The organism is Sphingomonas sp. UYAg733 (assembly GCF_054057355.1).
Genome location: NZ_JBSRZE010000001.1, coordinates 936665 through 948648, shown reverse-complemented (window position 1 = coordinate 948648; position 11984 = coordinate 936665). Strand labels below are relative to the sequence as shown.

The window sequence follows — 11984 nt, the reverse complement described above, 5'->3', positions numbered from 1 at the left end:
CGCATCGACCAGCAGCGTGAGCCTCGCGGAGGGCTGACGGCGGCTGCGATAATAGCGGTGATGGCCGGCAAAGGGCTGGCACCGTTCGTCCGCCTGTGCGTCAAACCCTAAACATCCAGGTGAAGCGCGAATCCGCTTGCGCCCGGATCGCCCAGGCCGGCGCGAAGCGCAAGGCTGGGGATCAGATAATCCCCGCCATTTTGCCGCCGATAGGGAATGGGCGCCTCCGTCGCGATCGTCCGCATGCGCGCGCGCAAATTCTGCGCGACGCTGTCGAAACCAGCCTGATCGAGCCGATCGACGCGGTACGCCACGAACGGCGGCAGCACGTCGTAGCCGGGATAATAGAGGATGCCGTGATTGATCGGGAACAACAGGTCGTCGATCGGCCCGTTGATACCGCGTGGCGCATAATGGTCTTCCCACCCGCCGGTCGTGACGATCAGCATCGCGCGCTTCCCCGCCAACGTGCCTTCGCCGAAGCGGTCGCCCCAGTGCCGGTCGCTATGTTCACCCACGCCATAAGCGAACCCATAGGCATAGACGCGATCGACCCAGCCCTTGAGGATCGCCGGCATACTGTACCACCAGAGCGGAAATTGCAGGATCAGCATATCGGCCCAAAGCAATTTATCCTGTTCTTCGCGGACGTCGTCGGTCAGCATGTCGGCGGCAAATGCGTCGCTCGACGCCGCCGCCGGCTGCAACCGGATATCCGGCGTGAGCGCGGGGAAGTCGTCCCGGTCGACCGCCGATTTCCAGCCCTGGGCATAAAGGTCCGACACCCGCACCTCATGGCCCTGGGCGCGAAGCTCGGCGATGGCGGCGTCACGGAGCGCGCCGTTGAGGGAACGCGGTTCGGGATGGGCGAAGACAAGCAGGATTTTCATGGAACAGGATCCGGTCGGGAAGGGACACCGTAACTAGGCGTCAGCATCTTGATCCGGTATATCTCTCCAATGGATATGATTGTGCCGAATAATGGATAGATCCGACATTACGCTCGAACGCATGCGCAGCTTCGTGCGCGTCGCCGAGCGCGGCAGCCTCTCGGCGGTGGCGCGCGAACTCGGCATAGGTCAGTCGACCGTTACCCGGCATGTGCGCGAATTGGAGGAAGCGGTCGGCGTGCCTCTGCTCAGTCGCACCACGCGGCGCGTCACCATGACCGACGAGGGCCGTCGCTATTATGCCGATAGCGTACAGGTCCTGCGCCTGGTCGAACAGGCGAGCGAGGAGGCGCGTGGCATGCGCGGCGCGGCGGCGGGAATGATCCGCATTTCCTGTACCGCGGCGTTCGGCGTGCTTCATGCCACCCGGCTGGTCTTCGCTTTCCAGGATCGTCATCCCCATATCGCGGTCGATCTGAGCCTGACCGACGAGCGTATCGACCTGGTCCGCGAGGGCGTCGATATCGCGCTTCGTCTCGGCCCGCTGACCGACAGTTCGATGAAACTGCGCGCGCTTGGCCAGAGCCGGCGCCTGCTCGTCGCGGCACCCGACTATCTCGCGGTACATGGCCGGCCGACGGTCCCGCACGATTTGTCCCGCCATGAAGGCGTTCGCATGTCGAACATCGCAGGGAGCGATACGATCGTCCTGCACGGGCCGGACGGCACGCGCCACACTGTGCCGTTCGGCGGGCGCCTCCGCATCGACCATGGACTTGCCGCCCGCGAAGCGGCGCTTGCCGGGCGCGGTATCGCGCCAGCGCATCGCTGGCTGGTCGACGACCTGATCGCCGCGGGCCGGCTTGAGTCGGTGCTACCCGACCATGTGTTACCGACCGTTCCGCTGAACATGCTGATCGTGCCGGAACGTGCGGGCGTCGCCCGGGTCCGCTTGTTGGTCGAATTCCTCGCCGCACGGATCGGCGTTATTCCGGGTATCGACCCACAATGAGAAGCTTGACTGTATTGTCGCAGGGGTTACGATTACAGTTGTAGTCAATCAATGCTTGATGGCGCGAAAATCCGGAGAAACCATGCGAAGCTTGCTCGCGCTGATCCTGCTGTGCCTGTCCGCCACGCCCGGCATCGCCCGGAAAGTGCCGGCAAACCGTCCCGAGACCTGGGTCGTGGTGCAGGATCTGTGGGGCAATTCCGCTTATTCGACGATGACCATTACGCAGGCTGGCGATACGTTGAGCGGCGATCTCGACGGTGATCCGCTGACCGGGCGCATGGCCGGCAACAAGATCTCCTTTTCGGCGAAGGACGCGCAGGGCGCTGTCTATGCCTTTTCCGGCACTCGGACCGGTGACACGATGGCCGGCGACGCCGATTTGCCCGACAATAATTTCCCCGACCGGCGGGCGCGGCACGCCTTCACCGCGCGGCGTATCGCCGACCGGCCCGCCGGGCCTCCGCGCACTTATCGCTTCGTACCGAGCGATTACAGCAATAGCTTCGACCCGCATCGCGCGCCCGTCCTGACCATCTGGCCGGGCGACAGCGTGGCGACCAGCACGATCGATTCCGGCGGAGTGGACGCGGCGGGCAGGACCGTCGCCTTGTTCGGCAACCCGCAGACCGGGCCGTTCTTCATCGCCGGCGCGGCACCGGGCGATACGCTGGCCATCCATATCAAGCGGCTGCGGCTCGACCGCGACTATGCCGACAGCCTCGACACGATCGTCGGCCGCGCGCTCGGATCGAGCCTCGCGGCAAAGGCGGGCGATCTGGGCAAGCCGGTACGCTGGACGCTCGACCGCGCCGCCGGGCGCGCGCGGCCCGCATCGGCGACCGGCGCGCTGAAGGATTTCTCGATTGCCGTCCGCCCGATGCTCGGCGGGCTGGCGCTGGCGCCGGGCTTCGGTTCGCAGCCGCTATCGACCGGCGACACCGGGTCATCGGGCGGCAATATGGACTTCAATGAAGTGGTCGAAGGCAACACCGTCTATCTGCCGGTGCAGCAGCCGGGCGCGCTGCTTTATCTCGGCGATGCCCACGCCCTGCAGGGCGATGGCGAGACATCGCAATATGCGCTGGAGACGTCGATGCAGGTCGAATTCTCCGTCGAGCTGATCAAGGCCAGGCGCATCGGCGGCCCGCGAGTCGAATCCCCGACCGAGATCATGACGCTCGGCCAGGCCGGCTCGCTCGACGAAGCGCTGAAGGCGGCGAGCACGGGCATGATCGCGTGGCTGCAACAGGATTACGGAATGACTCTGTCGCAGGCGGCGCAACTGCTTGGTGTGGCGATGCGCTATTCGGTGCCCAACCTTGCCGGGCGCAGCGTCGGGGTGGCGGCGCGGATCGACAAGGCGCTGCTACCCGCGAAGGTCGGGGCTGGCGGGAAGTAAGCGAGCCGACGCTCGCGACCCGCCCTTTCCGATCGGGCCTCCGCTGCCCGCCATCGTTCAGGCGCCGGTCGCCGCCATGAAGATGAGCATATCCTCGCGCAGCCGCGTCGCATGGGTCAGCGGCAGGCCATGTGGCGCGCCTTCATAGACGAGGAATTGTGCGTCCGGGATCAGCACGGCGGTGCGCGCGCCGGTCAGGGCGAGCGGTGCGGACACGTCGAGGTCGCCGTGCACGACGAGGGTCGGCACATCGACCTGGCGCAGATCGTCGCCGAAGTCGGTGACGAAATTGGCCTGGGCGAGTTGCACCGCGGCGAACAATGAGGTGCCGAGCATCAACCGCTGGCCCCATTCCTTCGTCTCGCGAATCGTGTCGGCGACGAAGAATGGATCGGTATTGGCGGCGATCCAGGCCGGGAAATCCGATGCGAGCTGTTCGGCCGACTCCACGGTCGCGGCCGGATCGATCCCGTCGGGATTGTCGTCGGTGCGCATCAGGAACGGCGTCGTCGCGCCGATCATGACGACACGGTCGATCCCTTTGCCGCCGTGGCGGGCAAAGTAGCGCGCGATCTCCCCGCACGCCATGGAATGGCCGACCACCGTCAGCCCGCGCAGGCCGAGCGCGCCGATCACTGCGGCGATATCGTCGGCCAGTGTATCGTGATCATAACCGAAACCCGGATCGGACGAACGGCCATGGCCGCGCCGGTCGAACGCGATGCAGCGATGTCCCCGCCCGACGAACGAAACCATCTGCGGCCCCCAGAAATCCGACGGCAATGTCCAGCCGGACAGGAACAGGATCGGCTCCCCCGCCCCCCAGTCACGCACCGCGAGCCGTGCACCGTCGGCTGTCTCGACGGTGTCGATCGGCGTGGACCGATAGGTGTCGGCTGCGTGCTCTGCGATTGCCATTGCCGTGTTCATCTGCGTTCTCCTTCTTGCCGGGCACGTTTGACCATCGGACCGATCCAAGGTCGATTACGTCGGAGGTAATGGTGGGCATTATCTTTCGTTCGCCCGGCCCGCGCCGCACAGAGCCGTAAATCGCGCGCTCAGTGCCGAGAAATCCGGCCTGGGATGCACAAAACCCGGCAAACCTCGCTTGCCCCCGCCCCGCCCGCCTGCGATCCTGCCCGTAAGCGGGAGAATGCGGCATGAAGATCCAGGCCAACGGAATCGAGATCGAATATGAGAGCTATGGCGCGAAGGATGCGCCGCCGGTGCTGCTGATCATGGGACTTGGCGGCCAGCTCACATTATGGCCGATGCCGTTTATCGAAGGGCTGGTCGAGCGCGGTTATCGCGCGATCCGTTATGATAACCGCGATATCGGACTGTCGCAGAAATTCGACGCGGCGGGCACGCCCGACCTGATGAAGGTCGCCGGCGCGATGTTCGCCGGGCTCAAGCCGAATATCCCCTATACGCTCGACGATATGGCGGCGGACGCGGCCGGGCTGCTCGACGCACTCGGCATACCCGCCGCCCACATCATCGGCGCGTCGATGGGCGGCATGATCGCGCAGCTTTTCGCCGCCGCCTATCCCGACCGCATTTTGTCGCTCACCTCGATCATGTCGACCACCGGCAACCCGGCGGTGCCGCGATCGTCCGACGCGGCGACTGCGGTGCTGATGACGCGACCGGCGGGGACCGATCTGGAATCGATTCTCGACCATGGCGTCAAAAGTGCGAAAGTGATCGGCAGCCCCGGCTACCCGGCCGACGAGAAAATGCTGCGCGCGCGGATCAAGCGCGATTATGAGCGCAGCCATCAACCCGCCGGCATCGCGCGGCAAATGGCGGCGATCTATGCCGGCGGCGACCGCCGCACCGCGCTCACCAACGTCACCGCACCGACGATGGTGATCCACGGCGTCGATGATCCGCTGGTCCCGGTCGAAGGTGGCCGCGACACCGCCGCGTCGATCCCCGGTGCAAGGCTGTGCGAGATTCCGGGCATGGGCCATGACCTGCCGCTGCCGCTGGTGCCGGTGATCCTCGACGCGTTCGAGGAAGTCGCGCGGGTGCCGGCGGTGGTGTGATCTGCCACCGATCCTGCTCCCTTCCCTGAAGCGAAAGGGAGCAGACCATTCATCGGCTCGGCTTATCGGCAATCAGGATATCCAGATCCACCGCCCTTGCCATCGCCGCATTTCCAGCATCGCCGGGGTGAAGCCGATCCCCTGAATCATAATCACGAAGCATCGCGCCCGGCGCGGCCGGATCGTCGAGCAGCCGGTCGAAATCGACCACCGCATCGAACGTTCCGCTGGTCCGGATCCAGTCATTGACGCGGCGGCGTAGCGCGTCCTTTTCCGCGCTGTAATAGCGCGGCGAAAGCGGCGTGCCGGGCAGTGCGCCGGCGAACGGCGTCAGCGTCGCCCCGATCACCCGCACGCCGTTCGCATGCGCCTGGCCGACAAGCTGGCGATATCCCGCGGTAAGCCGCTCGAAACTCATCGGCGATTCGGCCGGCGCGAAGGGCGTGCCCGGCCAGGCGATATCGTTGATGCCAAGCAGCAGGATCATGGTGCGCACGCCGGGCTGGGCGAGCACGTCATGGTCGAGCCGCGCCAGCGCATTGGCGCCCATTCCGTCACTCAGCAGCCTCGCGCCGGAGATGCCGGCATTGATCACCGCGATACCATGCGGCGCGGCACGTGCGGCGAGATAGTCGGGCCAGCGGGCTTCCGCCTCCATCGTCGCACCGGCACCATCGGTGATCGAATCACCGAGCACCACCACGGTGCCGCGCCCGTCCGGCGCCTCGACCAGCACGTCGGACACGAACAGGCGCAATCCGGTAATCTCTGGCGCGGTGAGCGTGGTCGCCGAAACATGATCGCCGCGTTCGATATAACCGCTGCGCCGCCCCTCCCAATGGAAGGATTCGACCGGCGTCGCGTCGGGCAGATACATGGTGATCGAAAGATCCTCCGCTGCCTTGACGCGCATCGCGACAGGATCACTCAGCAGCGATGCGCCCGGCAGCAGCACCGCTTCGCGCATGCCGCCAAAGCTCAGCGCCATGTCGCTCTCCAGCCGGATCGCCGCGCCGCCGGCCGAGCGCGCGACATTCACCGCGCCGATCCGTACCGGCGCGCGGCCATAGGCATTGGAGAAGCGGATACGAACCGCCGTGCCGCCGATGCCGAGCCGCACGACCTGACGCACGGTGCGCTTTTCGAGCGATTTGGGCAGGCTGGCCGGAAGCAGGAAATCACTGCCCCAGACCGGCTGCGGGCTGGCCGTCCAGGCGGGAAGCCAGTCGGCCGCCTGGGCCGGGCCGGCGAAAGCCATCAGCAGCGCGGTGATAACGGCGCCGAAGGATCGGATCATTGAGTTTACTCCTGACAAAGGTTGGTCATCGCCGCATATTATCGCGTCGGTGATGGGCGACGATGTTGACCACCCCAAGATGGACCCGGCTCTGCCAATGAATTATATGCCCATTCGGCATATCATTGGTGAAATGAAGGCACAGATGGCCCGGACCATTATCAACCGCGCTGGCGAGATGGAGATATTCGTTCGCGTGGTCGAACTTGGCGGCTTTTCCGCCGCCGCGGCTGCGGCCGGCATGACGCCGTCGGCGGTGAGCAAACTGGTTTCGCGGCTCGAGGCGCGGCTCGGCGTGCGGCTTGCGCATCGTTCGACGCGACGGCTGGTGCTGACGCCGGAGGGACAGGATTATCACGATCGCGCGCTGCGCATCCTCGCCGATCTCGACGAAGCGGAGCGGAATGCCGGTGCGGGTGAGCGGCTCGCCGGCAGCCTGCGCGTCAGCAGCAGCACATCCTATGTCGCGCATGTCCTCGCGCCAATCCTGGCCGACTTTCTCCACGCCTATCCCGACATCGTGATCGAGATATTGCAGACCGACACGGTGATCGACCTGCTCGCCGAACGTACCGATATCGCGGTGCGCGCCGGGCCGATGCCGAGCTCGCGGCTGATGGCGCGCAAGCTTGGCCAGACGCGGATGATGATCGTCGCCGCACCGGCATGGGTGGCACGCAACGGCACACCCGCGACACCGGCCGAATTGCTCGGTCACGACCGGCTCGGTTTTGCCTATGCCCGCGCGACCAATGGCTGGCCGCTGGTCGAGGACGGACGTGAGTCGTTGCTGCCAGTGAAGGACCGCGTGAAGGTCAGCGATGGCGAAGGCATCAGGCGGCTCGCGCTGGCCGGTGTCGGCGTCGCGCGGCTGGCGACGTTCACGATCGGCGACGACCTCGCCGCCGGTCGGCTGGTGCCGCTACTCGAACGCCATAATCCCGGCGATTCTGAAGAATTCCACGCCGTGTTCCTCGGCCAGTCGGGACAGCTGCCGGCCCGCGCGCGCGTCTTTCTCGACTTTCTCGCCGAGCGCGGCCGGGTCGCGTGATCAGCCGTCGCGGTTCGCCCGCGCGATAAGTCCGCCGATCTGGGCATGGATCGCATTGGTCCGCGGCATCGGCAGCGGGCTGCCGGCGATATAGATCGACACCAGCAACGGCTGCCGCTGCGGCGGCCAGAGCAGCGCGACATCATTGTCGCTGCCATTGCCCGCGCCGGTCTTTTCCGCGACTCGCCAGCCCGCCGGCAGGCCGGCCTTCATCCTCGCGGCACCGGTTACACTGGCGATGAGCCAGGCGATCAGCTGCTCGCGCGAAGCGGGTGCGAGCGCACGACCGAGCGTCAACCGGTCGAGCAGGCCGAGCATCGCCAGCGGCGTGGTCGTGTCGCGCGGGTCGCCGGGCGTGGCATCATTGACGATGGGCTCGTTGCGGTCGAGCCGCGAACGCGTATCGCCCAGGCCGCGCATGAACCGCGTCAGGCCCGCCGGGCCGCCGATCGCCGGCAACAGCAGATTGGCGGCGGTATTGTCGCCCTGCCCAACCGTCGCCGCACATAGTTCGGCGATCGAGGCATCGGACCCGATGCGCGCGCTGCACAATGGTGAAGGTTGAACGATGTCGATGGCGGCCACCGTAATACGGCGGTCGAGCCGCTCGCGACCCTGTTCGACCCGCTTGAGGACCGCAGCCGCCAGCACGAACTTGAACGTACTGCACATCGCGAAACGCTCGTCGCCGCGCCAGGCAAAGCGCGCGCCGGTGCCGGTATCGAAGATCGCCATGCCGAGCCGGCCACGCGTCTCGGCATCGAGTGCGGCGATGCGCGCCTTGAAGCCCGCGCCGCCAAAGGCCCGGTTCGTCGCCAGCGCCGGCATCGCGATCAGCGTGCACCCCGTACCGACCAGAAATGACCGTCGTTGCAATCCATTTCTCCCGCCAGCCAGTGGCGAGAGCTACCTCGGGCACGGCCTCATCGCCAAGCCTCGACCGGTCCAACGTCACCGCCCCAGGGTCGAGCGCGCCAGGGTCGAGCGCGCCAGGGTCGAACGTCCTGTCGGCACAATCGTGCGGCGGACTGTCGCCGCCGCGCGCATCACTGCGGCGGCGAGCTATCCGCCGGTGCCGGGTCGGCCGCCTGTTCGCCGCGTGCGGAACGCGACGTCATGCCGGTGGCCGATGCATCGTCCATCATCTGTTCGTCCGGCGGCGTGGCGGGCTCCGCCGCCGGCACTTCGGCGGTCGCATTGCGATCGACCGTCGATGTCGTTTCGTTCAGCGGCGGCACGTCGCTCGGGATCGGGGCCGGCTCGTTCATCGCCGGCGTATCGATATTCTCGACCGGCGGCGCTTCGGGTGCCGACTTCGAACAGGCGGCCAGCCCCATCACCAGCAGCGCGGCGGTGACGGTAATGAGCAGGCGGCTGGGAAGGAGTTTGGGCTTGGTCGTCATTCTCTTGTCCTTCAGCGTGAAGCGAGCGCCTGTTTCGCCGATCGTGCCTCGATCTTGCCCGCCAGCGATCCGTCCCACCGATACGGATCGTCGCGGAAACTGACCAGCCCGTTCGTGTTGGCAAAGGCAGTCCAGTAAAGCAGATAGACCGCCACCGGATTGGCGATCTTGGCGCGCACGGTCTTGCCGGCGTCGACCGTCGCGTCGATCGTCGCGGGCGCCCATTCGGGCGTCGAACGCATCAGCAGCTTGGCGAGATCGGCGGGTTTTTCGAGCCGGACACAGCCATGGCTCGCCAGCCGGTCGAAGCGCGCAAAGCCGGCCTGGGCCGGCGTATCGTGCAGATAGACCGCAAAGGCGTTGTCGAAATCGAACTTGAATTTGCCCAGCGCGCTGCGTTCCGATGATTGCTGCAGCCTTTTGCCGCCGTCGCCGGTATCGATGATCCGGAAACCATTGCGCTTGAGATAACCCGGCTTGGCCTTCTCCTTGGGCCATAGTTCGCGATTGGCGATCGTGGAGGGCACGTTCCAGGGCGGGTTCAGCACGATGCTGTGGATCTGCGACACCAGCATCGGCGTTTCGTCGCCGGGCCGGCCCGTCACCGCCTTCATCGACATAACCGGTGCGTCGCCATCGAACACGGTGAGCACCGCAGCGGCGATATTGACCTGCACGCGGTCTTTTTCGAGCTGTTCGGGCAACCAGCGCCAGCGCTCCATATTGGCCATGATCTGGCGCACGCGCGCCTCGACCGGCACATTGAGCGCGGCCATCGTCTGCGCGCCCGCCAGCCCGGCGGGATTGAGGCCGTAGCGGCGCTGCGCACGCTTGACCGCATCCTCCAGACCGGCATCGAACTTGGTCCCCGCGGCATCGATCAGCGGATCCTCGAGCGCGAGCCGCTTGCGCAGCGCCAGCACCCGGTCACCGGTCGCGCCAAGCTTCAATTCCGCGCCGGCGGTGAGCGCGGTCCAGCCGCCGGTCGCGGCGATCGCGCGGTAACGCGCAAGGCCCGTGACCAGCGCATCATATCCGGCATAAGGCGGCGGCAACGCGGCGACCCACGCGGCGAGCCGGTCGCGCTTCAACGCATCGACAAAGCCGGGCAGCGGATCATAGGCTTGCGGCCTGATTCCCCATTCGCGCTGGAAATCGGCGACGTCGAGCCGCCCCGAATGCACCGCCTTGGCGTGATCGAGCGCAAGCCCGACCAGCGCATCGCGAGTCGCCGTTGCCGGGCGCGGCGTCGGATCCTCGCGTAGCCCTTGCGCCACCGCGTCCTTGTCGATCAACATGGCAAGCTGCGCCGCTTGCGTGTCGGTCAGTTCGGGCAGCGTCACCGGCGCCCTGACCGGTAAGGACGGCGGGGCAATCGGTGTCGGTACCACCGGCGGCGGCACAACCTGCTGCGCGACAACCGGCGTCGTCAGCATCGAAGCGGCCAGCGCCGCGCCCAATACGCGTACACCGACACCGGAGCGTCGGGCAGATCGCTGATCATAAAGCATATTCATTCCGACCCTCTGCCAAGCATCGCTCCATATAGAAAGCCCATACTACGCCAGCATGAACGGAAAGAGAGGGTGATAATCGCAATTATCCGCGATCCGCCGTGCGCGGATCGCCTGACCGGGCTCGCACTGGACTATCGCACCGCTTCCGGCGCAATGCGGACCCGATCGCCGAGGCCATAAAGGATTGCCGCGTCACCATGTCCCTGCATACCCGCCAGATCGGCCCGTTCACCGTCTCCGCCATCGGCCTGGGTTGCATGAACCTCAACCACGCCTATGCGACGCCGCCGTCCGAAGCCGAGGGCGCCGCACTGCTCAACCGCGCGCTCGACCTGGGCGTGACGCTGATCGACACCGCGGCGCTCTATGGCCTGGGCGCCAATGAGCGGCTGATCGGCAAGGCGATCCTGCATCGCCGCGCCGAATTCACCCTGTCGAGCAAATGCGTGCTCGACATGGTCGATGGAAAGCGCACGCTCGACGGCTCGCCCGCTGCGATCGCGCGCACCGTCGAGGGTTCGCTCGCCCGGCTCGGGACCGACCATATCGACATGGTCTATCTCCACCGCCTCGATAAGCGCGTGGCCGTAGAGGAGTCGGTCGGCGCGCTGGTGCGATTGAAGGAAGCGGGCAAGATCGGCGCGATCGGCCTGTCGGAAATGTCCGCCGCGACGATCCGGCGCGCCCATGCCGTTCACCCGATCGCCGCGGTGCAATCGGAATATTCGCCGGCGGTTCGCAACCCGGAGATCGCCGTGCTTCAGGCATGCCGCGAACTGGGCATCGGTTTTATCGCCTTTTCACCCGTGGCACGCGGCCTGCTCGCCGGCGCGGTGCGCAGCGCGGATTATGCGCAGCACGACATCCGCGCCACCATGCCACGGTTTATCGAACCCAATCTGTCGCATAATCTCGCCATGGTCGACGCCTTTGACGCGCTCGCGGCGGACGCCGGTTGCACCCCGGCACAGCTTTCGCTCGGCTGGGTCCTGTCACGCGGCGACCATATCGTGCCGATCCCGGGCACCGCCTCGATCGCTCATCTCGAGGAGGATATCGCGACCCTCGGCATATCGCTCGACCAGGCCGTCCTGGCACAGGTCGACGCGCTGTTCGAGACACGGCCGATCCGCGGCGCGCGCTATACTGCACCGATGCAGGCGCAGATCGACACCGAGACTTTCGCCGACGAGGCGCTGGCCTGACGCCATGACGTAGGCGGCATGGATGCGGGCCGTGAGGAACGAGCCACCGGCATGGGCACGACATGGCGTTTGCGCCCGGTGATCGTACCGCGCGTCATAGCCCTTTGGCACCCTTTTGATCGGCCGTGCGCGCCGACAGGTGCGCGTTCGTCTAGA

General features: G+C 66.2%; 11 protein-coding genes. 5 read left to right on the top strand and 6 right to left on the bottom strand.

The window, feature by feature from the left end:
* Positions 1-107 precede the first annotated feature (107 nt).
* A complete protein-coding gene (locus ACVWZA_RS04775) occupies positions 108-890 on the bottom strand; it encodes an NAD(P)H-dependent oxidoreductase (protein WP_457309984.1) in 783 nt (260 codons plus the stop codon).
* 91 nt (positions 891-981) lie between these two features.
* Between ACVWZA_RS04775 and ACVWZA_RS04770 the strand changes: the two genes are divergently transcribed.
* On the top strand, positions 982-1902 hold the full coding sequence (locus tag ACVWZA_RS04770; protein WP_457309983.1) for a LysR family transcriptional regulator: 921 nt from the start codon (positions 982-984) through the stop codon (positions 1900-1902).
* Between the two features lie 82 nt (positions 1903-1984).
* A complete protein-coding gene (locus tag ACVWZA_RS04765) occupies positions 1985-3304 on the top strand; it encodes an acetamidase/formamidase family protein (protein ID WP_457309982.1) in 1320 nt (439 codons plus the stop codon).
* Between the two features lie 57 nt (positions 3305-3361).
* Here the strand turns inward: ACVWZA_RS04765 and ACVWZA_RS04760 are convergent, their stop codons facing one another.
* On the bottom strand, positions 3362-4234 hold the full coding sequence (locus ACVWZA_RS04760) for an alpha/beta fold hydrolase (RefSeq protein ID WP_457309981.1): 873 nt from the start codon (positions 4232-4234) through the stop codon (positions 3362-3364).
* Between the two features lie 230 nt (positions 4235-4464).
* Between ACVWZA_RS04760 and ACVWZA_RS04755 the strand changes: the two genes are divergently transcribed.
* A complete protein-coding gene (locus tag ACVWZA_RS04755) occupies positions 4465-5355 on the top strand; it encodes an alpha/beta fold hydrolase (RefSeq protein WP_457309980.1) in 891 nt (296 codons plus the stop codon).
* A 49-nt stretch (positions 5356-5404) separates the two neighbouring features.
* Here ACVWZA_RS04755 and ACVWZA_RS04750 read toward each other — a convergent pair whose 3' ends face one another.
* The gene (locus tag ACVWZA_RS04750; protein ID WP_457309979.1) at positions 5405-6652 is read right to left on the bottom strand and encodes an SGNH/GDSL hydrolase family protein; all 1248 of its coding nucleotides are present in this window, start codon (positions 6650-6652) and stop codon (positions 5405-5407) included.
* A gap of 145 nt (positions 6653-6797) precedes the next feature.
* Here ACVWZA_RS04750 and ACVWZA_RS04745 point away from each other — a divergent pair, with 145 nt between their 5' ends.
* Positions 6798-7703 carry a LysR family transcriptional regulator gene (locus ACVWZA_RS04745; protein WP_457309978.1) on the top strand — a complete coding sequence of 302 codons (906 nt, stop codon included), beginning with the start codon at positions 6798-6800 and terminating at the stop codon, positions 7701-7703.
* Here the strand turns inward: ACVWZA_RS04745 and bla are convergent, their stop codons facing one another.
* The 3 genes from bla to ACVWZA_RS04730 all read right to left on the bottom strand — a co-directional run bounded on the left by bla (position 7704) and on the right by ACVWZA_RS04730 (position 10617).
* The gene (gene bla, locus ACVWZA_RS04740) at positions 7704-8579 is read right to left on the bottom strand and encodes a class A beta-lactamase (protein WP_457309977.1); all 876 of its coding nucleotides are present in this window, start codon (positions 8577-8579) and stop codon (positions 7704-7706) included. It abuts the gene before it with no gap.
* 170 nt (positions 8580-8749) lie between these two features.
* On the bottom strand, positions 8750-9106 hold the full coding sequence (locus ACVWZA_RS04735) for a hypothetical protein (RefSeq protein ID WP_457309976.1): 357 nt from the start codon (positions 9104-9106) through the stop codon (positions 8750-8752).
* An 11-nt stretch (positions 9107-9117) separates the two neighbouring features.
* On the bottom strand, positions 9118-10617 hold the full coding sequence (locus ACVWZA_RS04730) for a L,D-transpeptidase family protein (protein WP_457310069.1): 1500 nt from the start codon (positions 10615-10617) through the stop codon (positions 9118-9120).
* A gap of 203 nt (positions 10618-10820) precedes the next feature.
* Between ACVWZA_RS04730 and ACVWZA_RS04725 the strand changes: the two genes are divergently transcribed.
* On the top strand, positions 10821-11828 hold the full coding sequence (locus ACVWZA_RS04725) for an aldo/keto reductase (protein WP_457309975.1): 1008 nt from the start codon (positions 10821-10823) through the stop codon (positions 11826-11828).
* The last annotated feature ends 156 nt before the right edge of the window (positions 11829-11984 follow it).

Bases quoted from the DNA above. Each gene is read 5' to 3' on its own strand.
- ACVWZA_RS04775 (WP_457309984.1), bottom strand. From the start codon at position 890: ATGAAAATCCTGCTTGTCTTCGCCCATCCCGAACCGCGTTCCCTCAAC.
- ACVWZA_RS04770 (WP_457309983.1), top strand. From the start codon at position 982: ATGGATAGATCCGACATTACGCTCGAACGCATGCGCAGCTTCGTGCGC.
- ACVWZA_RS04765 (WP_457309982.1), top strand. From the start codon at position 1,985: ATGCGAAGCTTGCTCGCGCTGATCCTGCTGTGCCTGTCCGCCACGCCC.
- ACVWZA_RS04760 (WP_457309981.1), bottom strand. From the start codon at position 4,234: ATGAACACGGCAATGGCAATCGCAGAGCACGCAGCCGACACCTATCGG.
- ACVWZA_RS04755 (WP_457309980.1), top strand. From the start codon at position 4,465: ATGAAGATCCAGGCCAACGGAATCGAGATCGAATATGAGAGCTATGGC.
- ACVWZA_RS04750 (WP_457309979.1), bottom strand. From the start codon at position 6,652: ATGATCCGATCCTTCGGCGCCGTTATCACCGCGCTGCTGATGGCTTTC.
- ACVWZA_RS04745 (WP_457309978.1), top strand. From the start codon at position 6,798: ATGGCCCGGACCATTATCAACCGCGCTGGCGAGATGGAGATATTCGTT.
- ACVWZA_RS04735 (WP_457309976.1), bottom strand. From the start codon at position 9,106: ATGACGACCAAGCCCAAACTCCTTCCCAGCCGCCTGCTCATTACCGTC.
- ACVWZA_RS04730 (WP_457310069.1), bottom strand. From the start codon at position 10,617: ATGCTTTATGATCAGCGATCTGCCCGACGCTCCGGTGTCGGTGTACGC.
- ACVWZA_RS04725 (WP_457309975.1), top strand. From the start codon at position 10,821: ATGTCCCTGCATACCCGCCAGATCGGCCCGTTCACCGTCTCCGCCATC.